This window comes from Nonomuraea sp. NPDC049637 (assembly GCF_040675235.1).
GTDB lineage: Bacteria > Actinomycetota > Actinomycetes > Streptosporangiales > Streptosporangiaceae > Nonomuraea.
The window spans coordinates 162,014-185,371 of sequence record NZ_JBFAOM010000014.1; the positions used below are offsets into that span (position 1 = coordinate 162,014).

General features: G+C 72.3%; 22 protein-coding genes and 1 pseudogene. 14 read left to right on the forward strand and 9 right to left on the reverse strand.

The features are described 5' to 3' along the window. Nucleotides 1–38 precede the first annotated feature (38 nt). Genes AB0J71_RS21305 through AB0J71_RS21320 form a run of 4 tightly spaced genes read left to right on the forward strand, consistent with a single transcriptional unit; the run spans nt 39 to nt 2,975 of the window. Nucleotides 39–944: a zinc ABC transporter substrate-binding protein gene (locus AB0J71_RS21305; RefSeq protein ID WP_352323400.1), complete on the forward strand. Its 906-nt coding sequence runs from the start codon at nt 39–41 to the stop codon at nt 942–944. Then, entirely contained in the window at nt 941–1,720 is a 780-nt protein-coding gene (locus tag AB0J71_RS21310) for a metal ABC transporter ATP-binding protein (RefSeq protein ID WP_352323401.1), read from the forward strand. Before AB0J71_RS21305 ends, AB0J71_RS21310 begins: the two co-directional genes overlap by 4 nt. Next, complete coding sequence (locus tag AB0J71_RS21315; protein WP_352323402.1) at nt 1,717–2,589, forward strand: metal ABC transporter permease; 873 nt, start codon at nt 1,717–1,719, stop codon at nt 2,587–2,589. Before AB0J71_RS21310 ends, AB0J71_RS21315 begins: the two co-directional genes overlap by 4 nt. Then, the gene (locus AB0J71_RS21320) at nt 2,586–2,975 is read left to right on the forward strand and encodes a transcriptional repressor (protein ID WP_364415641.1); all 390 of its coding nucleotides are present in this window, start codon (nt 2,586–2,588) and stop codon (nt 2,973–2,975) included. The genes AB0J71_RS21315 and AB0J71_RS21320 overlap by 4 nt, the downstream gene beginning before the upstream one ends. Here the strand turns inward: AB0J71_RS21320 and AB0J71_RS21325 are convergent. Next, entirely contained in the window at nt 2,915–3,832 is a 918-nt protein-coding gene (locus tag AB0J71_RS21325) for a DMT family transporter (protein WP_364415643.1), read from the reverse strand. The genes AB0J71_RS21320 and AB0J71_RS21325 overlap by 61 nt on opposite strands. A gap of 91 nt (nt 3,833–3,923) precedes the next feature. Here AB0J71_RS21325 and AB0J71_RS21330 point away from each other — a divergent pair, with 91 nt between their 5' ends. Beyond that, a complete protein-coding gene (locus AB0J71_RS21330; protein WP_352323427.1) occupies nt 3,924–4,451 on the forward strand; it encodes a CGNR zinc finger domain-containing protein in 528 nt (175 codons plus the stop codon). Nucleotides 4,452–4,763: 312 nt separating this feature from the next. Here AB0J71_RS21330 and AB0J71_RS21335 read toward each other — a convergent pair. The 3 genes and pseudogenes from AB0J71_RS21335 to recO form a co-directional block, all read right to left on the reverse strand. Beyond that, nucleotides 4,764–5,000, reverse strand: a pseudogene (locus AB0J71_RS21335) (ATP-binding cassette domain-containing protein); the annotation flags it as partial. Nucleotides 5,001–5,035: 35 nt separating this feature from the next. After that, entirely contained in the window at nt 5,036–5,818 is a 783-nt protein-coding gene (locus AB0J71_RS21340) for an isoprenyl transferase (protein ID WP_352323405.1), read from the reverse strand. Further along, nucleotides 5,815–6,549 (reverse strand): DNA repair protein RecO, encoded by a 735-nt coding sequence (gene recO, locus AB0J71_RS21345; protein WP_352323406.1) that lies wholly within the window; start codon nt 6,547–6,549, stop codon nt 5,815–5,817. The genes AB0J71_RS21340 and recO overlap by 4 nt, the downstream gene beginning before the upstream one ends. Nucleotides 6,550–6,689: 140 nt before the next feature. Here recO and AB0J71_RS21350 point away from each other — a divergent pair, with 140 nt between their 5' ends. The 5 genes from AB0J71_RS21350 (at nt 6,690) to AB0J71_RS21370 (ending at nt 12,449) form a co-directional block, all read left to right on the forward strand. Beyond that, complete coding sequence (locus AB0J71_RS21350) at nt 6,690–8,198, forward strand: CDP-alcohol phosphatidyltransferase family protein (protein WP_364415645.1); 1,509 nt, start codon at nt 6,690–6,692, stop codon at nt 8,196–8,198. After that, a complete protein-coding gene (locus AB0J71_RS21355) occupies nt 8,195–8,914 on the forward strand; it encodes a DUF5941 domain-containing protein (RefSeq protein ID WP_352323408.1) in 720 nt (239 codons plus the stop codon). Before AB0J71_RS21350 ends, AB0J71_RS21355 begins: the two co-directional genes overlap by 4 nt. Before the next feature lie 255 nt (nt 8,915–9,169). After that, the gene (locus AB0J71_RS21360; protein ID WP_352323409.1) at nt 9,170–9,880 is read left to right on the forward strand and encodes a hypothetical protein; all 711 of its coding nucleotides are present in this window, start codon (nt 9,170–9,172) and stop codon (nt 9,878–9,880) included. 96 nt (nt 9,881–9,976) lie between these two features. Then, the gene (locus AB0J71_RS21365) at nt 9,977–11,374 is read left to right on the forward strand and encodes a glycoside hydrolase family 16 protein (RefSeq protein ID WP_352323410.1); all 1,398 of its coding nucleotides are present in this window, start codon (nt 9,977–9,979) and stop codon (nt 11,372–11,374) included. Between the two features lie 127 nt (nt 11,375–11,501). Further along, the gene (locus tag AB0J71_RS21370) at nt 11,502–12,449 is read left to right on the forward strand and encodes a 2-oxoglutarate and iron-dependent oxygenase domain-containing protein (protein ID WP_352323411.1); all 948 of its coding nucleotides are present in this window, start codon (nt 11,502–11,504) and stop codon (nt 12,447–12,449) included. On the opposite strand, the gene AB0J71_RS21375 is transcribed toward AB0J71_RS21370, so the two are convergent. Continuing rightward, a complete protein-coding gene (locus AB0J71_RS21375) occupies nt 12,446–14,794 on the reverse strand; it encodes a GH1 family beta-glucosidase (RefSeq protein ID WP_364415647.1) in 2,349 nt (782 codons plus the stop codon). The two genes, AB0J71_RS21370 and AB0J71_RS21375, sit on opposite strands and share 4 nt — an antisense overlap. 91 nt (nt 14,795–14,885) lie before the next feature. On the opposite strand from AB0J71_RS21375, the gene AB0J71_RS21380 reads away from it, so the two are divergent. The 3 genes from AB0J71_RS21380 (at nt 14,886) to rocD (ending at nt 17,501) form a co-directional block, all read left to right on the forward strand. Beyond that, nucleotides 14,886–15,374 (forward strand): Lrp/AsnC family transcriptional regulator, encoded by a 489-nt coding sequence (locus AB0J71_RS21380; protein ID WP_352323413.1) that lies wholly within the window; start codon nt 14,886–14,888, stop codon nt 15,372–15,374. Nucleotides 15,375–15,496: 122 nt separating this feature from the next. After that, nucleotides 15,497–16,294: a dimethylargininase gene (gene ddaH / locus AB0J71_RS21385; protein ID WP_352323414.1), complete on the forward strand. Its 798-nt coding sequence runs from the start codon at nt 15,497–15,499 to the stop codon at nt 16,292–16,294. Between the two features lies 1 nt (nt 16,295). Further along, nucleotides 16,296–17,501: an ornithine--oxo-acid transaminase gene (gene rocD / locus AB0J71_RS21390; protein WP_352323415.1), complete on the forward strand. Its 1,206-nt coding sequence runs from the start codon at nt 16,296–16,298 to the stop codon at nt 17,499–17,501. Nucleotides 17,502–17,640: 139 nt separating this feature from the next. Here rocD and AB0J71_RS21395 read toward each other — a convergent pair whose 3' ends face one another. The 4 genes from AB0J71_RS21395 to AB0J71_RS21410 form a co-directional block, all read right to left on the reverse strand. Continuing rightward, complete coding sequence (locus AB0J71_RS21395; protein WP_352323416.1) at nt 17,641–18,867, reverse strand: CU044_5270 family protein; 1,227 nt, start codon at nt 18,865–18,867, stop codon at nt 17,641–17,643. Then, the gene (locus AB0J71_RS21400) at nt 18,860–19,450 is read right to left on the reverse strand and encodes an RNA polymerase sigma factor (RefSeq protein WP_352323417.1); all 591 of its coding nucleotides are present in this window, start codon (nt 19,448–19,450) and stop codon (nt 18,860–18,862) included. The genes AB0J71_RS21395 and AB0J71_RS21400 overlap by 8 nt, the downstream gene beginning before the upstream one ends. 73 nt (nt 19,451–19,523) lie before the next feature. Next, complete coding sequence (locus AB0J71_RS21405) at nt 19,524–20,249, reverse strand: class I SAM-dependent methyltransferase (RefSeq protein WP_352323418.1); 726 nt, start codon at nt 20,247–20,249, stop codon at nt 19,524–19,526. Nucleotides 20,250–20,258: 9 nt separating this feature from the next. After that, nucleotides 20,259–21,788 (reverse strand): alkaline phosphatase D family protein, encoded by a 1,530-nt coding sequence (locus AB0J71_RS21410; protein WP_364391128.1) that lies wholly within the window; start codon nt 21,786–21,788, stop codon nt 20,259–20,261. A 240-nt stretch (nt 21,789–22,028) separates the two neighbouring features. Between AB0J71_RS21410 and AB0J71_RS21415 the strand changes: the two genes are divergently transcribed. Beyond that, on the forward strand, nt 22,029–23,306 hold the full coding sequence (locus tag AB0J71_RS21415) for a Glu/Leu/Phe/Val dehydrogenase (protein WP_352323420.1): 1,278 nt from the start codon (nt 22,029–22,031) through the stop codon (nt 23,304–23,306). Nucleotides 23,307–23,358 lie beyond the last annotated feature (52 nt).

A 23,358-nucleotide genomic window follows, 5' to 3' on the forward strand; every position in this document is an offset into this window, starting at 1 on the left:
TCTCCATACTTGAGGGCGTGATGTCCCGTACGCCCCCAATGCGCGCCGTAACCTTCCTCGCCGGAGCAGCCCTGCTGGCCACGTCCGCCTGTGGCGCCGGGGCCGCGGAGAGCACCGAGACCGCCGCGGGCGGCAGGCCCGCGGTGATCGCCGCCTTCTACCCGCTCCAGTGGCTCACGGAGCAGGTGGCCGGGCCCGACGCCGACGTGACCGTCCTGACCGCGCCCGGCGTCGAGCCGCACGACCTGGAGCTGGGCATCCAGCAGATGACCAAGCTCCAGGACGCCGCGCTCACGGTCTACGTCAAGGGCGTGCAGCCGGCCGTCGACGACGCCGTCTCCGCCGACACCGCCTTCGACGCCGCCGCCGTCGTCACCACGATCCCGGCGGACGGGCACGCCGGCGAGGAGGGCCACGCCGAGGAGCACGGCGTCTCCTACGACCCGCACATCTGGCTCGACCCGTCCCGGCTGGCCACGGTCGCCGGGAAGCTGGGCGAGCGCCTGGCCGCCGCCGACCCCGCCCACGCGCAGGCCTACAAGGACCGCGCCGCCACGGCGGCGGGCGTGCTGGGCGGCCTCGACCAGGAGTTCGCCAAGGGCCTGGCCGGCTGCGCCGGCAAGACGCTGGTCACCGCGCACGAGGCGTTCGGCTACCTGGCCGACCGCTACAAGCTCAAGCAGGTGGGCATCACGCTCGACCCCGAGACCGAGCCGTCGCCCAAGCGCCTGTCGGAGGTGGCCGCGCTGGCCAGGGCCGAGGGCGCCACCACGATCTTCACCGAGTCCCTGGTGAGCCCGAAGGTGGCCGAGGTGCTGGCCGGCGAGGTCGGCGCGAAGACGGCCGTGCTCGACCCGCTGGAGAGCAAGCCCGCCGGCGACTACCTGACGGCCATGCGCGACAACCTCAAGACCCTGCGGACGGCTCTGGGGTGTGCGGCATGAGCGAGACGGCGTTCGCGATGACCGGCGGCCGGGTCAGCTTCGACGGCCGGCAGATCCTGCGCGGCGTCGACCTGACCGTCTGCCCCGGCGAGGTCGTGGCCCTCCTGGGGGCCAACGGCTCGGGCAAGTCCACCCTGGTCCGCGCCCTGCTCGGCCTCACCCCGCTGTCCGGCGGCCAGACCCTCCTGTACGGCTCCCCGCCCGCCCGGTTCCGCGACTGGTGGCGCATCGGCTACGTGCCCCAGCGCCTCCAGGTCGGCGGCGGCGTGCCCGCCACCGTCCGCGAGGTCGTGGCCTCGGGCCGCGTCGCCAGGCAGAGCCGGCTGCGCAGGACCAGCGCGGCCGACCGGGCGGCGGTCGCGCACGCCCTCGACGCGGTCGACCTGACCGGCCGGGCCGGCGACCCCGTGCAGTCGCTCTCGGGCGGCCAGCAGCAGCGCGTGCTCATCGCCCGCGCCCTGGCCGGGGAGCCCGACACGTACGTGATGGACGAGCCCACGGCGGGCGTCGACGCCGAGACCCAGCAGCTCCTGGCCGACACGCTGAGCGGCCTGGTCCGCGACGGCAAGACGATCGTCCTGGTCGCCCACGAGCTGGGCCCGCTGGAGCCGCTGATCACCCGCGGCGTCGTGGTCCGCGAGGGCCGCGTCGCGCACGACGGCGAGCCGCCGCGGCCCGAGGGCGAGTGCGCCAGGCCGGGACACGAGCACCAGCATCCGCACGCCGAGGAGCCGGCCGCCGGCCCGCTGACCGGCTGGCAGGGAGAACCGCGATGATCGACCTTCTGCAGGAGAACCTCTTCCAGCTCGCGCTGATCGCCGCGCTGCTGGTGGGGCTGTGCGCGCCCGCGGTGGGCACGTTCATCGTGCAGCGCAGGCTGTCGCTGCTCGGCGACGGCATCGGCCACGTCGCGCTGACCGGCGTGGCGCTGGGCTTCCTGACCGGCACGGCGCCGGTGCTGACGGCCGTGGTCGTCTCGGTGCTGGGCGCGGTGGCGATCGAGCTGGTCAGGGCCCGGGGCCGGACCAGCGGCGACGTCGCGCTCGCCCTGCTGTTCTACGGCGGCATCGCGGGCGGCGTCATGCTCATGGGCATCGCCCCCGGCGGCAGCAACGCCAAGCTGAACTCCTACCTGTTCGGCGCCATCGCCAGCGTCACGCGGGAGGACATCTGGATCATCGGCGCGCTGGCCGTGGCGGTGATCGGCGTGGTCGTCGTCTTCGGCAGGGAGCTGTTCGTGTTGTGCCAGGACGAGGAGATGGCCAAGGCCAGCGGCCTGCCGGTGCGCTTCCTCAGCCTGCTGATCGCGGTCACCGCCGCGCTCACCGTGGTCATCGCCATGCGCGTGGTCGGCCTGCTGCTGGTCAGCGCCCTGATGGTGATCCCGGTGGCCACGAGCCAGCAGCTCACCAGGGGCTTTCGGGCGACGATGGGCCTGGCGATGCTGTTCGGCGTGCTCGCCTCGGTGGGCGGTCTGCTGGCCTCGACGATGTCGTCGCGGGTGCCTCCGGGCGCGGCGATCGTGCTTCTCGCCCTCGCCGGCTTCGTCCTGGCCCTGGCTGTCGGTAAATTCGTACGGCGAGGCCGTATCCAGGAGTCCCCAGTGAGCCGGCGACCACATGTCCGTGTCGAGGAGGTCGCATGACGACGAGGCGCGATGCCGTGCACGACACCCTTCGCCGCAGCGAGGGGTTCCGCAGCGCCCAGGACGTCTATGCAGAGATGCGCCTGCACGGCGCCAAGATCGGGTTGACCACCGTCTACCGGGCGCTGCAGGCGCTGGCCGACTGCGGCCAGGTCGACGTGCTGCGCACCGACGAGGGCGAGTCGGTCTACCGGGCGTGCGCCAGCGACGACCATCACCACCACCTGGTCTGCCGCCGCTGCGGGCACACGGTCGAGGTGGCCGGCCCGGCCGTCGAGCGCTGGGCGGAGGCGGTCGGCAGCGACCACGGCTTCACCGAGATCACTCACACGGTCGAGGTCTTCGGCACCTGCTCGTCCTGCTCGGCGCCGGCCCGCGCGGGCTGAGGGCCGCGGGAGCCGTACAGCACGCCGAGCACGACGGCGGCGCACCCGGCGAGCTGCAGCGCGGAGGGCCGCTCCCCCAGCGTGACCGTGGAGATGGCGACCGTGGTCATCGGCTGCACGAGCAGCAGCAGCGCCGTGAGCGCCGCGGGCTGCCTGGGCAGCGAGTACGTGATCAGCAGCCATCCGGCCACCTGCGGCCCCAGCGCGAGCAGCAGCAGCCATCCGTGCGCCGGCCATTCCGGGGCCAGGTCGGCCCCGCCGAACAGCGGGCTGAGCGCCGCGATCAGCACGGTGGCCACGACGGTCGCGTGCGCCAGCGGCCCCGCCGTGCGCCCCGGCCCGGCCTTCATGAGCAGCAGGTAGGCCGCGTACACGACCGAGGTCGCCAGCCCGGTGACGGCGCCCATGACGGGGTCGAGCCCGTAGGCCGCGCCGTCGAACACCCCGGAGATCAGCACGACCCCGCCGAAGACGATCGGCGTGCTCGCCATGAGCCGGTTGGCGGGGCGCTCGCGGAAGAGGCCCCAGGCGGCGAAGGCCACGATGAACACCTGCAGGTTGCCCAGCACGGTCGCCAGGCCCGCGCCGACCAGCTTGATCGACTGGTGCCAGAACAGCAGGTCGAGCGAGAACAGCACGCCCGCCGCCCAGGCCGGCAGCGCGTTCCGCCAGGGCAGGGGCCCCAGCTTCCGCCGTTCGAGCCAGGCGAGCAGCACCATGGGCGGCGCCGCGTACGCGCAGCGGAACAACGCCGACGTCGCGGGCGACGCCCCGGACAACCGCACCAGGGGCGCGGAGGTGGAGATGATCAGTGCTCCGGCGATCGCGATCAGGACGATACGCCGATATGCACTCACGGAAACCCCCGGAGCCCCATGGGAGAGATACGCTGCGACCACGCTAGAACCGGCCCCGACAGGAGTCAACATGCCGTTTGGCCATGACATGGTGCATTCTTTGGCGACCGTTGTCGACCTGGTCAACACCTCGCCGTCCACCGGCGGCGACGACGGTCTGGCCAGCCTGGCCGAGCTGCAAGCCTTCGTGGAGTCCCGGCAGATCAGCGGCATCGGCGCGCTGACGGCCCGCGACCTCGGCCAGGTGCGCATGGTGCGCGAGGCGTTCCACCGGGTGTTCACGGCCTCCGACGTGGCCAGCGCCGTGCGCACGCTCAACGCGTTGCTCGCCGAGACGCGCATCACGCCCAGGCTGACCGAGCACGACGGCCACCCGCTGCACGTGCACTACTTCGCCACCGACGCCTCCCTGGCCGAGCACGTGGCCGCCGACTGCGGCGTGGCGCTGGCGCACCTGCTGGTGGAGGGCGAGATGGAGCGTCTGCGCACCTGTTCGGCCCCCGACTGCGACCGCGTGTTCGTCGACGAGTCCCGCAACCGCTCGCGGGTCTACTGCGACAGCCGCACCTGCGGCAACCGCATGCACGTCGCCGCCTACCGGGCCCGCCGCCGCGCCTGACCGTCCCGCACGCGAACCGCCCGTCCCCGCGACGACCGGGGGACGGGCGGCAGCTGCGGGTGGTTCAGGGTGCTTCGCTGGACGTCTGCCACCACGGCGGCTTGGCGGTGGCGAAGACGTCGGAACAGTTGCACGAGCCGCAACCTGGGATCATCGGCCCTCCTTCATCGTGGGGGAACGGGTTGTACCCGCCTTCACCGGCTCTCAGCCTGACCCTCGTGCCAGAATTCCGGATACCGCCGCGACGCCACGTCCTCTCAGCCGGCGTCGCGCCGCCGCAGGGCCAGCAGCCCGCCGGCCGTGAGCCCGGCCGCCGCCGGACAGGTCGGGCCACAGCGTGACGTCGCCCGGCACGTACGCCAGGCGGCGGTGCAGCTCGGCGGCCTCGCGCCAGGGGTCGCCGCCGAGCAGGCGCACGCTGCCCGCGTCGGCCCGCGCGAGGCCGAGCAGGATCCGGAAGGTCGTGCTCTTGCCCGCGCCGTCGGGGCCGAGGAAGCCGTGCACCTCGCCGGTGCGCACGCTCAGGTCGAGCCCGTCGAGGGCCCCCAGCGCGGCAGCTCAGCGGGGGTGAACCCGGGGTGTCCCTAGGCGCCGGCGACCTCGTTGGGGATCGCGCCGCCGTAGCGGCGGTCGCGCTTGGCGTAGATCTCGCACGCCGCCCACAGGTCGCGGCGGTCGAAGTCGGGCCAGAGCCGGTCGAGGAAGACCATCTCGGCGTAGGCCGACTGCCACAGCAGGAAGTTCGAGAAGCGCTGCTCGCCCGAGGAGCGCAGGAACAGGTCGACCGGCGGGATCTCCGGCTCGTCGAGGTAGCGGGCGAACACCTTCTCGCTCACCTTCGACGGCTTGACCCGCCCGGCCGCGATGTCGGCCGCCAGCTTCACCGCCGCGTCGACGATCTCGGCCTGGCCGCCGTAGTTGACGCAGAACTGCAACGTCAGCTTGTTGTTGCCGAGCGTCATCTGCTCGGCGGCCTGCAGCTCGGAGATCACGCTCTTCCACAGCCGGCCCGGCCGGCCCGCCCAGCGCACCCGCACGCCCATGGCGTTGAGCTCGTCGCGCCGCCGCCTGATGACGTCGCGGTTGAAGCCCATCAGGAAGCGCACCTCGTCGGGCGAGCGCTTCCAGTTCTCCGTGGAGAAGGCGTAGGCGCTCAGGTAGGGGACGCCCAGCTCAAGGGCCCCCTCGATGACGTCGAACAGCGAGGACTCGCCCGCCTTGTGCCCTTCGGTGCGCGGCAGGCCGCGTGCCTTGGCCCAGCGGCCGTTGCCGTCCATCACGATGGCGACGTGCCGGGGCACGAGGTCACGCGGGATCGGCGGCGGGGTGGCGCCTGACGGATGAGGGGTCGGAGGCCGGACGTTCACGCATGCTCCCTTTCGACGTGTCGCAGAGAGCGTATTCCGTGTTCCAGATGCCATTGCAGATATGCGGCCACCAGACCGCTGCACTCGCTGCGGTGGCGCGACTCCGAGGCGTCGGCGGTGACCCAGTCGCCGCGCAGCAGCGCCGTCATGAGCCCGATCGTCTCCCCCGCCGGCACCGCCGAGCCCGCCGGACGGCACGCCCCGCACACCACGCCGCCCGCGACGATGGCGAAGGCCCTGACCGCCGGGGCCTGGCACTTGGCGCACGCCTCCAGCGCGGGCGCGTAACCGGCCACCGCCAGCGAGCGCAGGAAGTACGCGTCGAGGACCAGCCTGGCCTCGTGGGCGCGTTCGGACAGCGTGCGCAGGCCGCCGACCAGCAGCAGGAACTGCCGCAGCGCCGGCTCCTTCTCGCCGTGGGTCAGCCGGTCGGCCGTCTCCAGCATGGCGCTGCCGGCGGTGTAGCGGGGGTAGTCGACGGCCAGCGCCTCGCCGTAGGGCCTGATGGTCTCCGCCTGGGTGATCACGTCGAGCGTGCGGCCGGTGTGGAGCTGGAGGTCGACGTGCGTGAACGGCTCCAGCCGCGCGCCGAAGCGTGACTTGGTGCGGCGCACGCCTCTGGCCACCGCCCGGATCTTGCCGGTGCGCTTGGCCAGAACGGTGACGATGCGATCGGCCTCACCGAGTTTCTGCGTCCGCAGGACGACGCCTTCGTCGCGGTAGAGACTCACTTGCCCATCTTACGGCCGCCCGCGCGGCATGTTCCGGGCATGCTCTGGTGACGCGAGTTTGCCCTGCCGTCACTAGACTTTGACGTCTGTCCCCGCATCACCCGTTGTTCAACCCCCCGCTACTGCCTCGAAAGGGAGTCATGACCCGCGTGGTCCTGCTGGGCTCTTCGCCCGGCCCCGACACCTCTCCGACCGGCCTGAGGCTGGCCGCGCTGCCCGGCAATCCCACCGTGGCCGAGCGGCTGCGCAGCCAGCTCGTCTCCTATGACCCGCGGCCCGCCACGATCGAGACCGGCGACGTGGCCGCCGCCCTGCGCGCCCTGGCCGACGTCGCAGAATCGGCAACGGAGAGCCTCTTCATCATCCCCCAGAACTCGGTCGTCCACGACGAGCTGATCTACCAGATCACCAAGGCCAAGCGCGGCGCGCTGGCGCTCGTGGCCAAGGAGCCGCGTCTGGAGGTGACCGAGGAGGCGCAGGAGGACACCGTACCGATCGACGAGGCCGACCCGGAGATCGGCTACGGCCGGCTCGAAGGGCTGCCGGTGCGCGCGCGCGTCGGCAAGTCGCGCGTCGTGTCGGTCGGCACCGCCAACCACGCGGTGACCAGGCCCAACGCGGTGGTGCTCGGCCCGCTGCACATCAGCGCCCGCAACGCCCCCGTGCTCGCGCAGACCTGCCGCGAGCTGGCCCTCATGGCCGATCGCTTCGGCGCGGACGACGACCTCGTCCAGCTCGTGGTGTTCGGCCTGGTGCGCAACGGCGTGTCGGTCGGCGTGCGCGGCCGCCGCGACCTGTTCTACCGCCGGGTGACCACGCCGGAGGAGGTCAACGAGGCCGGCGCCGAGATGGCCGGCATGAACGAGGACCGCGCCCGGCTCAACAACGCGGTCAAGGGCGCCGACGGCTTCTTCACCACCTACTTCGTCTCCACCTACTCGCGCTTCATCGCCCGCTGGGCGGCGCGGCGCGGGCTCACGCCCAACCAGGTGACGCTGATCTCGATCACGCTCGGCGTGGCCGCCGCCGCCTGCTTCGCCACCGGCGAGCGGCCGTGGATGGTCGCCGGCGGCCTGCTGATCTACTTCGCCTTCGTCTTCGACTGCGTCGACGGGCAGGTGGCCCGGTACGCCCGCAAGTTCGGCGTGCTGGGGGCCTGGCTCGACGCCACCTTCGACCGCTTCAAGGAATACGTGGTTTTCGCTGGCCTGGCCGTCGGCTGGGTCGTCTCGGGCAACGGCGACGACATCTGGATCCTGGCGCTGGCCGCCATCGGGCTCCAGTCGGTACGCCACCTGCTCGACTTCTCCTTCGGCATCTCCAACCGGCGCAAGCCGCCCGCGCAGCTGCCCACCCTCCCGCTCGACGCCCCCGACGACCGCGACCTGCGCAGGGCGCTGGAGCGGCGCAAGGCCGAGCGCAGCCAGGGCCTGCGCGGCGTGCTCAAGATGTGGACCAGGGCGGGCAAGTTCCGCGCGGTCCACTGGGCGCGGAAGATGATCGTGTTCCCCATCGGCGAGCGGTTCGCGGCCATCGCGATCACCGCCGCCCTCTTCGACGCCCGGATCACTTTCCTCACCCTCGTGATCTGGGGCTCCGTCGCCGCCGCCTACACCCTCACCGGACGCCTCATGAGGTCGCTCGTATGATCACTCAACCGCAGGCCATGGCCACCCCCACGCCGGACCCCGACGAGGAACGCCGCCGCATCCAGACCGCCCGCCTGCTCGCCTACCGCGACGACGGCCCGCTCGTGCACGCCCTCGCGGGCAAGCTGGGCAAGGGCCTGCCGCCCGTGCCCGCCACGCTCGTGGCGCTGCTCGCCGTCGTCGCCGTCACCGTCGTCGGGCTGCCCGACAAGGGGCCGCTGCTGCTCGTGCCGGTGGCCATCACGCTGCTGCTCGTGCTGCCGACCGCGCCGCGCGACCACCTGGGCCGCTTCGACTGGCTCACCCCGCCGCTGCTGCGCGGCACCGAGTTCCTCGCCATGATCGCGATCGGCCTGGCCGCCGGCGCGCCGAAGTGGCTGCTGTTCGTGCTGGTCTACGTCGTGGGCTACCACACCTACGACACCGTCTACCGCACCCGGCAGAGCATCTGGCCGCCCGCGTGGGTGTTCCACGCGGGGCTCGGCTGGGAGCTGCGCCTGCTGATCATCGGTGCCGGTGCGGCGCTGGGCTGGCTGACGCCGGTGCTCGCGGTGCTGACGGCGTACCTGTTCGTGCTGTTCGCGGTGGAGAGCGTGACGAGCTGGGTGCGCCTGGACAAGGCCTCCGCGCAGGCCGGCGCCGACGCCGAGCAGGACCTCGAGGCCTCGCCCGAGGACGCGCTCGAGCAGGCCACCGGCGAGGCGGAGAAGGGCTGAGCGGCCACCTCCCCCTCCGGACACGACGGCGGTCACGGGCTCCCGACCAGGGCGCCGGTGGCCGCCGTTTCGCGTGCGGACGCCGGATCACCCCGCCGGAAAAGGACATGACGAACTAGTCTGAAATTCAGTGACATTCGAGCCGGGGTCGCGTCCGGCCGGAGCCAGGAGACGCGGATGGCGTTCTTGTCGCGGCCGTTCGGACGAGGGGACCCGCCGGACGGGCGCGCGGACCTCCCCGGCCGGAGGGCGCCGATGACCAGCCGGTCCGGGCGGGTCGTGGTGGTGCTGGCGCTGGCCGCGGTCCCGGTGAGCGGGTGCGGCACGGATCCGGGCCCGGTGTGCGGCGCGGTCGTCGACGCGACGGGCTACGCCGACCCGGTGACCGCCAGGAACGACGTCGAGTCCGAGCTGCCGGGCTTCGCCAAGGGCTGCGACTGGATCGGCTTCGCGGCGGTGACCGGCGGCTCGGAGAGCGGCGCGTGCCGCAGGGACCCGGTGCCCATCGCCGCCACCCGCACCGAGAACCCCGACGACGACCCGGCGGTCGAGGACCGGGTCAGGGCCCGCCGGATCACGCAGGTGCTGCCCCGGGCGGTCGAGCTGCTCGACTGCCCGAAGGAGGGCCGGGGCTCGGACGTCCTGGGCGCCCTGCGGTACGCGGCCAAGCAGCTCAGCGCGCTGCGGCAGCCGGACCGGGAGCACCGGCTCATCGTGTTCAGCGACCTGCTCAACGACCACGGCGACCTGGACGTCGGCGAGCTGGACCCGAACGAGGCCGCCCGCGGCCGGAAGATCGAGGAGCTGCGGGACGCGCGGCTGCTGCCCGACCTGTCCGGGTACGCGGTGGTGGTGCACGGGTTCCTGCGGGCGAAGAAGTCCGCCCCCGGCCGGTTCCCGCTGCTGGAGAGCTTCTGGCGGGCGGCGTTCGAGGCCGCCGGGGCGTCGTCCGTCGATCTGCTCTAGAGCGCTCTCCCATATTGACACGCGGTCAGCAGCGTGTTTACGTCGCGTCAAGAGAGCGCTCTCTCAGTCGACTCCATCACCCCCCATGGAGCAGGGATGACAACAGAGATCCGGCACAGGCGCCGCCTGGTGGCCGTGGCGGTGGTGCTCGTGGCACTCACCGGCCTGCTCGTCAAAGTGGCCGTCAGCGCCTCGGCGTCCGTGCCGTCCACGCCGTCCGGCTGGTCGCTGGTCTGGTCCGACGACTTCAACGGCGCGGCGGGCACGCCGCCCTCGTCCGCCGAGTGGATCATCGACACCGGGCACGGCTACCCCGGCGGACCGGGTGACTGGGGCACCGGCGAGATCCAGAACTACACCTCCAGCACCTCCAACGTCAGCCTCGACGGCTCGGGCAACCTGCGCATCACGCCCCTGCGCAGCGGCTCGGGCGAGTGGACCTCGGCCCGCATCGAGACCAGGCGGGCCGACTTCAAGCCGGCCGACGGGCGGGTCCTGCGGATCGAGGGCCGGATCCAGATGCCGGACGTGACCGGTCAGGCGGCGCTCGGCTACTGGCCGGCGTTCTGGGCGCTCGGGGCGCCGTACCGGGGGAACTACTGGAACTGGCCGGGCATCGGCGAGTTCGACATCATGGAGAACGTCAACGGCATCAACTCGGTGTGGGGCGTGCTCCACTGCGGCGTCAGCCCCGGCGGGCCCTGCAACGAGACGACCGGCCTGGGCGCGAGCCGGGCCTGCCCCGGATCGTCCTGCCAGTCGGCCTTCCACACCTACCGCTTCGAGTGGGACCGCGCCGCCAGCCCGAACCAGCTCCGCTGGTACGTCGACGGCCAGCAGTTCCACAGCGTGAGCCAGAACCAGCTCGACGCCGCCACCTGGACCAACATGACCGGACACGGCGGCTACTTCCTGCTGCTCAACCTGGCCATGGGCGGCGCGTTCCCCAACGCCCTGGCCGGCACGGGCACGCCGACGGCGGCGACCGTCCCCGGGCACCCGCTGCTGGTGGACTACGTGGCCGTCTGGCAGAGCGGCACGGTCTCCACCCCGACGGCGACACCGACCGTCCCGGGCGGCGTGGACGCGCGCTCCACCATCCAGGCCGAGCGCTACCAGGCCCAGTCGGGCACCATCGTCGAGGCCACCACCGACACCGGCGGCGGCCAGAACGTCGGCGCCATCGCGGGCGGCGACTGGCTGCGCTACGACGGGGTGAACTTCGGCTCCGAGCCCGCCCGCCAGTTCAAGGCCAGGGTGGCCTCGGGGGCGGCGGCCGGCGTGAGCGGGCTGGTGCAGGTGCGGCTGGACAGCCCGTCCGCCCCGCCCGTCGGCGACTTCGCGCTGGCCAATACGGGCGGCTGGCAGAGCTGGCGCACGGTCCCGGCCAACATCAGCGGGGTGACCGGCACGCACACGGTCTACCTGACCTTCAGCAGCGGCCAGCCCGCCGACTTCGTCAACGTCAACTGGTTCACCTTCTCGACGACCTGACCGCCCGCGCGACGGCGGCGTCCGCTTCGGTGGTGACGGCGTTCGGTGGTGACGGCGTTCGGTGGTGACGGCGTTCGGTGGTGACGGCGTTCGGCGGTGACGGCGGGAGATGGGGAACAATGGGACGGTGCGCGAATTGCCGGTGATCGACATCTCCCCGCTGATCGGCGACACCCCGGGCGGTGACAGGCAGGCCGTCGGCGCGGCGATCGGCGCGGCCTGCCGGGACAGCGGCTTCTTCTACGTCCGCGGGCACGGCGTGCCGCAGCAGCTACTCGACCGGCTCGACGCCGCCGCCAGGCGCTTCTTCGCGCTGCCCGCAGAGGTCAAGGACGAGATCTCGATGGACCGCGGCGGCCCGGCCTGGCGCGGCTTCTTCCCGGTGGGCGGCGAGCTGACCTCCGGGCGGCCGGACCTGAAGGAGGGCGTCTACTTCGGCGCCGAGCAGCCGCCCGGCCCGCTCCCGCTGCACGGCCCCAACCAGTTCCCCGTCCAGGTGCCCGAGCTGCGCGAGGCCGTGCTCGCCTACCTGGACACGATGACGGAGGTCGCGCAGGCGGTCATGTCGGGGATCGCGCTCAGCCTGGGCCTGGACGAGAGCTACTTCCGCACCGGCTACACCGCGGACCCGACCATCCTGTTCCGCATCTTCCACTACCCGCCCGCGCCCCCGGACGACGACGAGACCTGGGGCGTGGGCGAGCACACCGACTACGGCCTGCTCACCCTCCTCCTCCAGGACGCCAACGGCGGCCTCCAGGTCCGCACGGCGGACGGCTGGATCGAGGCGCCGCCGCTGCCGGGCACGTTCGTCTGCAACATCGGCGACATGCTCGACAAGCTCACCGGCGGCCGCTACCGCTCGACCCCGCACCGCGTGCGCAATCTCAGCGGCAACGAGCGCCTGAGTTACCCGTTCTTCTTCGACCCCGGCTGGGACAGCGTGGTGCCGCCCCTCCCCTACGCCGCCGGCGAGCGCTGGGACGGCCAGGTCGACTTCACCGGCACCTACGGCGAGTACCTGCTGTCGAAGGTGTCCAAGGTCTTCCCGCGCCTGTTCGAGCGGCAGATCTAGGCCGACTCCCGCACGACCAGCCGGGTGGGCAGGACGACCGGCGTGGTGCTCCGGCCCTCCAGCCGCGACAGCAGCAGCCGCGCCAGCGCCAGCGCCTGCTCGCTGACGGGCGCCCGGACGGTGGTGAGGGCCGGGGTGGTGGCCGAGGCGGCGTCGATGTCGTCGAAGCCCACGATCGCCAGGTCGCCCGGCACCCGCCGGCCCGCGGCGCGGGCGGCCAGCAGGGCGCCGATCGCCATCTGGTCGTCGGCCGCGAAGATCGCGTCCAGGTCGGGGGCGTCGCCGAGGAGCTGCTCGGCCGCCGCCGTGCCGGAGGCCCGGGTCAGGTCGCCGATCGCCAGCCTGGGCCGCAGCCCGGCGCGGTCGAGGGCCGCGCGGTGGCCGGCGAGCCGGTCCTGGGTGGCGACCAGGTCCATCGGGCCGCAGATCACGCCGATCCGGCGGCGGCCGGTGGCCAGCAGGTGCTCGGTGGCCGCCGCCGCGCCCCCAGCGTTGTCGGCGTCCACGTACGGCACCAGCGAGGCGACCGGCGGCCGGCCCAGCAGCACGAGCGGCACGCCGGTGCGCGAGAGCCGTTCCGCCAGGGTGTCGCCCCGCTCGGGCGGCAGCAGGACGACGCCGTCCACCTGGCGCGCCTCGGCGTGCCGGACGATGCGGCGCCGGCTCTCGGCGGTGTCGGCGAGCATGAGGGTGATCTGCTTGCCCGCGCCCTCCAGCAGGCTCGTCACGTACTGGACGACGGCCGCGACCATCGGGTCGGCGGCGCGCCTGGGCGCCGACAACACGAGCGCCACGGTGTCGGTGCGCCGGGTCACCAGGCTGCGCGCGGCGGCGTTGGGCACGTAACCGAGCTCCTTGACGGCCTGCAGGACCGTGGAGCGCACCTCGGGGCTGACCGACGCCTCGCCGTTGACGACGCGGGAGACCGTGGCCCGGGAGACGCGGGCGCGGGCGGCCACCGTCTCCAGCGTGGGACGCCTGGGCGGGGCCTCGGTCAGGCCGTTGCGCCTGATCACGTCGCGGTACCACAGCGCGCTGTCCTTGGGCCGCCTGCGCTGGGTGTCGAAGTCGACGTGCACGAGGCCGAACTTGCGCCGGTACCCCTCGGCCCATTCGAGATTGTCGAGCAGCGTCCAGGCGAGATATCCGCGGACGTTCGCGCCCTCCTCGACGGCGGTCCGCAGGGCCCGCAGGTGTTCCTCGATGAATTGCACGCGATCGACGTCGTGAATGCCGTCGGGAGTGACCGTGTCGACGAAGTCGGCGCCATTCTCGGTGATCATCAGTTCAAGGTCGGGATGTTCGCCGGCGAGCCGCCGAAGTAACCGGGAAAGGGCGTTCGGGACGATCGGCCAGCCCATCGCGGTGACCGCCGTGGGAATGGTGCTGAAAAGCACGCCCGCGCTTCCTGGATAAGCCGGGTCGGCCGGTTCGCCGGGCTGCGCCTGGACGACCGCCGGCGCGTAGTAGTTGACGCCGAGCAGGTCGAGCGGCTGCGCGATGTCGGCCAGGTCGCCGTCGTGGACGTGCCCGAGCCCGGCGTGCTCCTCGATGACCGGCAGCAGGTCGGCGGGGTAGGCGCCGCGCAGCATCGGGTCGAGGAACTGCCGGTGGACGAGCGCGTCGATCCTGGCCACGGCCTCGGCGTCCTCCTGCGACAGCGGCCGGTCGAAGTCGCCGACCTGGGCCGGCGTCAGCACGGGCGAGAAGTTGAGCACGGCCCCCACCTCGGCGGCCCCGGCGGCGCGCAGGGCCTGGGCGCCCAGGCCGTGGGCGAGCAGCAGGTGGTGGGCGCTCCTGAACGCCTCGGCGGCCGACCGCCGGCCCGGCGCGTGCACCCCCGAGCCGTGGCCGACGAAGGCCGCCACCCACGGCTCGTTCACGGTGAACCAGGTGGCGACCCGGTCGCCGAGCCGCTCGGCCACGATCGCCGCGTAGTCCGCGAAACAGCGGGCGGTGTCGCGGGACGGCCATCCCCCGCGCTCCTGCAGCGCCTGCGGCAGATCCCAGTGATAAAGGGTGGCCAACGGCGTGATGCCCGCCTCCAGCAGGGCGTCGACCAGCCGCTGGTAAAAGTCGAGACCGGCCGGGTTCACCTTTCCCGACCCGTCCGGAAGAATGCGCGGCCAGCTCACCGAGAACCGGTACGCGGCCATTCCCAGCTCTTTCATCAGCGAGACGTCCTCGCGATATCGGTGGTAATGGTCGCAGGCGTCGGCCGGGCCACCGGCGAAGGCGTCCCAAATGGACGGCCCGCGGCCGTCGGCGGCCGTGCCGCCCTCGATCTGGAAGGCCGACGTCGAGACCCCCCAGACGAAACCCTCGGGAAAACGTGCGATATTCATGTGGCGGCAATCCTCCGGCAGTGGACCGAACGCCCAGTCTCCCGCGCGGCGCTCGTCGCGCGCCAGCCTGGCCAGGCGGTATACAGAGCCCGTGGAACTGGACCGGCTCGATCGTGACATCATCGCGGCGCTCGTCGACGACGCCCGCGCGACCTACGCGGACATCGGCCAGCAGGTGGGGCTGAGCGCGTCGGCCGTCAAGCGGCGGGTCGACCGGCTGCAGAAGAGCGGGGCGATCACCGGTTTCAGCGCGCGGGTCGCGCCGCAGGCGCTCGGCTGGACCACCGAGGCGTACGTCGAGCTGTTCTGCCAGGGCAAGACCAAGCCGTCGGACATCGCGCTGGCGGTGGCCAAGTTCCCCGAGGTGGTGGCGGCGGCCACGATCACCGGCGAGGCCGACGCGCTGCTGCACATCAGGGCCACCGACGTGCGGCACGTCGAGCGGGTCATCGAGCGCATCGCGGCGGAGGCTTTCGTGGTGCGGACCAAGAGCTCGATCGTGCTGTCACGGCTCGTCGACATCCCTCCGGGAGCCGCCCTGACGGAGTCGCGCAACGGATCGCACGTCGTCGGGCGATAGACGCAACAGACCTGCGCCAACGCGCAATGCGGACCGCTTGGCCTGCGCAAACGTCAATTCTTAGGCTGTCCCCGTCTCCCCGATACGGGACTTCCCCTGAACTGACGACGACGGAGCCCTGCATGCCCAAACACTTCCTCATGTGCCGCCCGGACTACTTCGCGGTCGAGTACGCCATCAACCCGTGGATGGACCCCGAGGCCGGCGCCGACCGTGAGGTGGCGATCCGGCAGTGGGAAGGGCTGAAGTCGGCGTACGAGGAGCTCGGGCACCAGGTCAGCCTCATCGACCCGATCGAGGGTCTGCCCGACATGGTGTTCGCCGCCAACGGCGCGCTGGTCGTCGGCGGCCGGGTCTACGGCGCCCGCTTCACCTTCCCCGAGCGCGGCCCCGAGGGCCCGGCCTACCTGCGCTGGTTCGTCGAGCGCGGCTACCCGACGCTGGAGCCCACGCACGTCAACGAGGGCGAGGGCGACTTCCTCACCCTCGACGACGTCATCCTGGCCGGCACCGGCTTCCGCACCGACGTGGTCGCCCACCAGGAGGCGCAGGAGTACCTGGGCCGCCCGGTCGTCTCGCTGAAGCTGGTCGACCCGCGCTTCTACCACCTGGACACCGCGCTGTTCCCGCTCGACGGCCGCAACGTCGCCTACTACCCCGGCGCCTTCTCCCAGGGCAGCCAGGAGGTGCTGCGCGCGATGTTCCCGGACGCGGTGATCGCGACCGCCGAGGACGCCGAGGTGCTCGGCCTCAACGCGGTCAGCGACGGCCGGAACGTGGTGATCAACTCCGAGGCGTCCGGGCTCCAGCTGGAGCTCAAGCGGCACGGCTACGAGGTGATCCCGGTCGAGCTGTCGGAGCTGCGCAAGGCGGGCGGCGGTCCCAAGTGCTGCACACTGGAGATCAGGGGGGAGAAGTAACATGAGCACCAGCGCAGAGCTGATCGAAGTAAGCGAGCGCCGCAGCGCGCACAACTACCATCCGCTGCCCGTGGTCATCCACGAGGCGCACGGCGCGTGGGTCACCGACGTCGAGGGCAAGCGTTATCTCGACTGCCTGTCGGGCTACTCGTCACTGAACTTCGGCCACGGCAACCCGAAGATCATCGAGGCCGCCCAGGAGCAGCTGAAGAACCTCACGCTGACCAGCCGGGCCTTCTACCACGACCAGTTCGCCCAGTTCTGCGCCGGGCTCGGCGACCTCACCGGCAAGGACATGATCCTGCCGATGAACACCGGCGCCGAGGCCGTCGAGACCGCGATCAAGGTGGCCCGCAAGTGGGGCTACGAGGTCAAGGGCGTCGCGCCGGAGCAGGCCAACATCATCGTGATGGAGGACAACTTCCACGGCCGCACCACCACGATCATCAGCTTCTCCACCGACCCCGACGCGCACGACGGGTTCGGGCCGTACACGCCCGGGTTCAGGATCGTGCGTTACGGCTCGGCCGAGGCGATCAGGGAGGCCATCGACGACAACACGGTGGCCGTGCTCGTCGAGCCGATCCAGGGCGAGGCGGGCGTGCTGGTGCCGCCGGACGGCTACCTGACCGAGGTCCGGCGCATCTGCACCGAGAACAACGTGCTGATGATCGCCGACGAGATCCAGTCGGGCCTCGGGCGCACCGGCCGCACGTTCGCCTGCGACCACGAGAACGTCGTCCCCGACGTCTACATCCTGGGCAAGGCGCTCGGCGGCGGCGTGGTGCCGGTCTCGGCCATCGCCGCGGACGAGGACGTCCTCGGGGTCATCAAGCCGGGCCAGCACGGGTCCACCTTCGGCGGCAACCCGCTGGCCTGCGCGGTCGGCATCGCCGTCATCGACATCCTGAACACCGGCGAGTTCCAGGCCAGGGCCGCCCGGCTCGGCGAGGTGCTGCACGCGCGGCTGCGCGAGCTGGCCGGCAAGGGCGTGGTGGCGGTGCGCGGGCGCGGGTTGTGGGCGGGCGTGGACATCGACCCTGCCCTCGGCACCGGGCGCGAGGTCTCCAAGGCGCTGATGGCGCGCGGCGTGCTCGCCAAGGACACCCACGGGTCCACGATCCGGCTCGCGCCGCCGATCGTGATCTCCGAGGAGGACCTGGTCTGGGCGGTCGACCAGCTCGCCGCCGTCCTCGAAGACCTCTAGGTCTTTCACGGCTTCCCCTGGTAACGCCGCCCGCCGTACTTCGGCCGGCGGCCCTCCAGGAAACGGCCGCTGCCCCCCAAGGGCGCGCCGCCGTGACGGCGCGCCCGGTGGGCCTGCCGGCTGGTCGGCCGGCCCGGGGTCATGAGCCGGCGGGGGCGCTCTCCATCGGGGTAGGGGTGACGGTACGCGTCACCGTCGGCCGCGGCGTGCCGGTCGGCTCGGTCGGCTCGGTCTCCGGCTCGCCGGTCGACTCGGCCGCGGGCTCGCTGGTCGGCTCCGGGGTGAAGGTGATCGTCGCCTCGGCCGTCGGCAGCTCCGTCGCCGTCGAGCCGGACTCCGACGGAACGGGTGTGGGGGCCACGCTCTCCGGCATGCAGCTCGCGTCGGAGGCGGCGTCGGGGGCCTGCGGCGGGGCGTCCACCACGGAGACGTCGAGCTGGGCCGTCAACGCCAGGACGCTGTCCTTCGGCGCGCCCGCCTTGGCGTCGACCACGACCTGCCGCTCGCCCAGGAACGTGTGCCCGGCCGGATCGAAGATCAGCTCCTCGCGCACGCCCCAGTCGGCGACCCGGCCCAGCGCCACGCCCACGCGTCCCGAGGAGTCGGCGACGCCCTCGGCCGCCTCGACGCCGGGGATCGACTTGACCGCCTCGAACAGGGCGTCGCGCTGCGCCTTGGGCAGGTAGTTCTCCCTGACGAGGTCGCCGGCGCGGGTGAAGGCGACGGCGTCGGGATCGGCGTCCTTGCCGCCCTGGGGGGCCGGCTGGTACAGGCGCTCGCGCATGGCCGTGGCCTCGGCCGGGAGCGTGCTCAGGTAGGCGTAGTCGTCGCGGTAGGGGCCGCGCCGGTCGGGGCAGGCGGCCAGCCGGTTCCACTCGCTGCCCCGCCAGCTCGTGGCGTTCGCCGGCAGCGACTGGCCCGGCCAGGGGCGCGGCTCGCGGCCCTCGATCTGCAGCAGGCCGTCCTTGCTGCCGTCCACGGACTTCCAGATCCTGCGGTGCTGGCGGTAGAGGTAGCGGCTCTGCCCGCCGGAGGCGTCGACCGAGCGCGAGCCGTACATGGTGTCGGACTCGATCAGGATGAACTGGTCCGGCCGGGGGTTCAGCTCGCCGGCCGTGAGCAGCACGGAGGTGGCCGGGCGGGCGTCCGTCCCGCCCTGGCCGGACAGCGCCACCGCCACGCCGCCGACCAGGACGACCGTGACGCCGAAGGCCGCGGCCGTCTGCCAGCCCAGCCTCGGCAGCCGCAGGCGCCGCCCGCCGCGCGCCTCGGCCAGCAGCCGTTCCCTGGCCCGCGCGCGGGCCTGCGGCTCGTACGGCGGCGCCGGCGGCCTGCCGTCGGCGAACGTCCGGATCTCGTCATCCATGCTGGGGCTCCTCTGCGAAGGGATCGATGCCGCCGAGCGCCCTGCGTACCTTGACGCGGAGCCGGTGCAGCCTGGACCGGACGGTGCCGACGGGCACCCCGAGGGCGCGCGCGGCGTCCTCGTAGGTCAGGTCGGCCCACGCCACGAGCAGCAGCAGGTCGCGCTCGCCCGCGCTGAGCCTGGTCAGCGCCCTGGCCAGGCGGGGCTGGAGCTGCGCGGCGGTGACCCGGTCGGCGCTGCGCTCGTCGAACGTGCCCGGACGCTCGGCGCCGACCCTGGCCATGGCCGCGGTGCGCCGCCGTTCGGCCCTGCGGTGCTGGGACACGACCTTGGTGGCGATGCCGTACAGCCAGGGACGGGCGTCGGGCAGGGTGCGGTCGTAGCGGCCGCGGCCGCGGAAGGCGACGAGGAACACCTCCCCCGTCACGTCGTCGGCCAGCTCGGCGCCCAGGCGGCGGGCGGCGTACCTGTGGATCTCGTCGGCGTGCCGGTCGAACAGCGCGGCGAAACGCTCAGGATCGCTCAGCGAATGCCCGATCAGGGTCGAGTCATCCAGCGTTGCGGTTGTGTCCTCGACACTCACCACATCCGGTCCTCTCTCATGCGGTCACCCTGTTGTTGGCCGCACCCGGAAGCCCGGTTCCACCTTTTTCGGGTTATGCCGCCTTTCCCTGCTTTCGCCAGGCGGCCAGGCCGTCGGGGGCCTCGTCCCTGGTGAACCCGGCCGCCGTCAGCTCCGCGGCGAGCCGGTCGCCGCCGGGCCGGTGGGCCTCGCTGGTCACCTCGTCCTCGCCGATCACCACGCCGCGCTGCCTGACCCGGTAGAGGAAGCGGGAGCGCACGGTCTCGCCGGTGACGTCGAGCACCTGGCCCCAGACCTCGTAGGCGTGCCGCCCGACCTGGTAGGAGCCCATGAGCTCCAGCTCACCGGGCGTGGGCGCGGGCCGCTCGCGCCAGTTGAACAGCAGCAGCCCGCCCGGTTCGAGCTGCCTGGCCAGCACCCGCCACAACTCCTCCCGCCGCCCGGCCGGGAACGCCTGCAGCACCGAGATCATCACGACGGCCGCCACCGGCTCGTCGACGTCGACGTCGAGCGCCCCGCAGGCGAGCACGGTGACCCGGCGCCGGGCCTCCTCGTCGGCGGCCAGCCGCGACAGCAGCACCGACCGCATGGCCAGCGCCGGCTCGACGGCGAACACCTCGCCCTCCGTCGCCCGCACGATCACCTCGGTGATCAGGCCGGTGCCCGCGCCGATCTCCATGACGCCACCCCGCACCCCCTTCAGCAGGGGCGGGAGCAGCTCGCGGATCTCGGGGACGTGCCCGTCCTCGTGCCACAGGTCGTAGAACGGCACGGCCCTGGAGTACTGGTCGTCATTCATAGGTCATTTCTACGCCAGCCGGGCCGAGTCGATCGGCCGGACACCGTCGCCCACCGACTCGTACCAGGTGATGGTGTCGGGGAAGGTCAGCGTGGCCAGCGCGTTCTGGAACAGCGGGCCCTTGGTCACCCGCCAGCGGAACGGCGGCCGCGGGATGCCCGCCAGCCGCGCCAGCAGGCTGCCCACCAGCGTCGCCAGCCCGAACTGGGTGAGCACGTTGGCCCAGCGCAGCAGCCGGCTGAGCGGGTTGCGGATCGGCGAGCAGACGACCTGGTAGATCTGCCCGGCCGAGGCCTTGGCCAGGTAGGAGTAGTGGACGTCGCCGGACAGGATCACCGCCGGCTTGCCGAGCCGGACCAGCAGCCTGCCCAGGTCCTCGAACGAGCGCCGGAAGGCCGCCCAGTGCTCCAGGTCGACGGCCTGGCGCAGCTGCTCCGACCACCGCTGCACCGTACGGCCCCACTTGCCGTCGCACAGCGCCTCGTTCCAGTTCTGGACGCCGTGCACGCCCTCGGGCAGCAGGAACGGGATCGAGGAGCCGATGACCAGCCGCTCGGCCGGGGCGGCGGCCTGCTCCTGGAGCCAGGCCCACTCCTCGGGGTCGAGCATGCGCCGGTCGCCGGGGGTGAGCTGCCTGGCGCACCGGGTGTCGATCATGATGAGCCGGGTGTGCCCGAGGTCGCGGGTGTAGCTCCAGCGGTTGCTGCTCGGCTCGGCGTCGGCCTTGGCGGCGAAGGCGTCGAGGGCCGGGCCGCCGTCGCCGCCGCCCTCGGTGAGCTCGCGCACCAGCGGGTCGGCCGCGCGCTCGGCCGGGGTCAGGTTGCCGAGGTGCTGGTAGACGAAGTAGGCGCCGAGCCCGGCCACCACGCGGCGCGGCCACCAGCTCGTCAGGGCCATCTTCTCCCGCCAGGGCTGGGAGGTATTCCAGTCGTCGCGCAGGTCGTGGTCGTCGAAGATCATGGCGGTGGGCACGGTGGACAGCAGCCAGCGGATCTCCGGGTCGGTCCACGCCTGGCGGTAGAGCTCGGCGTACTCCTCGTAGTCGGCGATCTCGCCCTGCGGCTCGGTGGTCCTGCGTGCGTGGATGTAGTCGAGCATCTGGGGCGAGGGGCTGTCGGCGTAGACCTGGTCGCCGAGAAGCAGCAGCAGGTCGGGCCACTCCTCCTCGTCGGCGCGCATGAGGCTCACGCCGTAGGCGCGCAGCACGTCGTCGCCGTGGGTGCGGACGTGCGCCGAGTCGTGCGGCACGCTGGTGCGGCACGACCCGAACGCCAGCCTGCGGGGCCCTTCGGCGGGCAGCAGCCGCACCCGGCTGGCCGGGCGACCCGTCAGCGGCCAGACCTGGTCCCCGTCGAGGCTGACGGAATAGGAGGCGATATCCTGGGACAGGTCAACGAGATCCACGATCGCGTAGTGGTGACCGTGCACGGTGAAGGTGGGCGACCGATAAGCCCCGTCTGCCGTCTCGACGGTGACCGTGCAGGGCTCGCTGGTCTCCACCCAGATCGAGGCGCTGACCGAGTCGACGTGACGCAACATCGGCCCAACCACGAGTTCGGGCATCCAACCCTCCGGTTTTCGACGATTCGGCACACTCTCGCTCGATAGCCTGCCAGAGTGGCACGTTCCCAGCACGTTGATCAACGGCTTGGATAGGCCTTCATAACCTAGGCAAGGTCAAACTGCCCGGCCTAGGATGATCGAGACAACACGCCCAAGAGGGAAGGCAACGGCGCCTTCTCCCGCAAAATGGGCGCGCATACAGGAGGAAACCCGACCATGAGCATCATGGTGCCGTCAAAGACGCCGGCGCTGATCACACCTGGTCAACAAGCGCTCGACTCCGCTCTCCACCAACTCAACCAGGCCGCCGCCCACCTCGGGCTCGACGACGGCCTCCGCACGATGCTGGCCACGCCCCGCCGCTCGCTGACCGTCTCGGTCCCGGTGCGCCGCGAGGACGGACGCATGGACGTCGTCCAGGGCTACCGCGTCCAGCACAACGTCTCGCGCGGCCCGGCCAAGGGCGGCATCCGCTTTCATCCCAGCACCGACATCCACGAGGTCACCGCCCTGGCGATGTGGATGACGTGGAAGTGCGCGCTGGTCGGCATCCCGTACGGCGGCGCCAAGGGCGGCGTGGCCGTGGACCCGGGCGCGCTGACCACCATCGAGCTCGAACGGCTCACCCGCCGCTACGTCAACGAGATCCTGCCGCTGATCGGCCCGGAGAAGGACATCCCGGCCCCCGACGTCGGCACCGACGAGCAGACCATGGCCTGGATCATGGACACCTACAGCGTCAACGCCGGCTACTCGGTGCCCGGCGTGGTCACCGGCAAGCCGATGACGCTCGGCGGCTCGCTCGGCCGCACCGGCTCGACCTCGCGCGGCGTGCAGATCGCCGCCCTGGCCGCGCTCGGGGGCTCGCCGGAGGGCGTCACGGTGGCCGTGCAGGGCTTCGGCAAGGTGGGCGCGCTGGCCGCGCAGTACCTGTCCGACGAGGGCTGCAAGGTCGTCGCCGTCTCCGACGTCACCGGCGCGCTCTACGCGCCCGGCGGCCTCGACGTCGCCCGCGTGCGCGCCTGGGTGGCCGAGACCGGCGGCGTGGCCGGCTACCCGCACGCCGACGCGATGGCCCACGACGACCTGTTCGAGCTGGACGTGGACGTCCTCGTCCCGGCCGCGCTCGAAGGCGTGATCACCGAGGCCAACGCGCCCCGCGTGCGCGCCCGGCTGATCGTGGAGGGCGCCAACGGCCCCACCACGCCGGAGGCCGACGAGATCCTGGCCGCGAACGGCACCACCGTCGTGCCGGACATCCTGGCCAACGCGGGCGGGGTGATCGTGTCCTACCTGGAGTGGGTGCAGAACATGCAGGCCTTCTCCTGGAGCTCCCGCGAGGTCGAGGTGAAGCTGCGCGACCTGATGGAGGGCGCCTTCGCCGAGGTCAAGTCGATGTCCGCCGAACGCGGGCTGACGCTGCGGGAGGCGGCGCACGTGATCGGCGTGGGCCGGGTCGCCGAGGCCCACAGCATGCGGGGCCTCTACCCCTGACCTACTTTGGTCGCACGTGACCCGCCCAAGGTCGGATGCCGGGGCGGGTCCC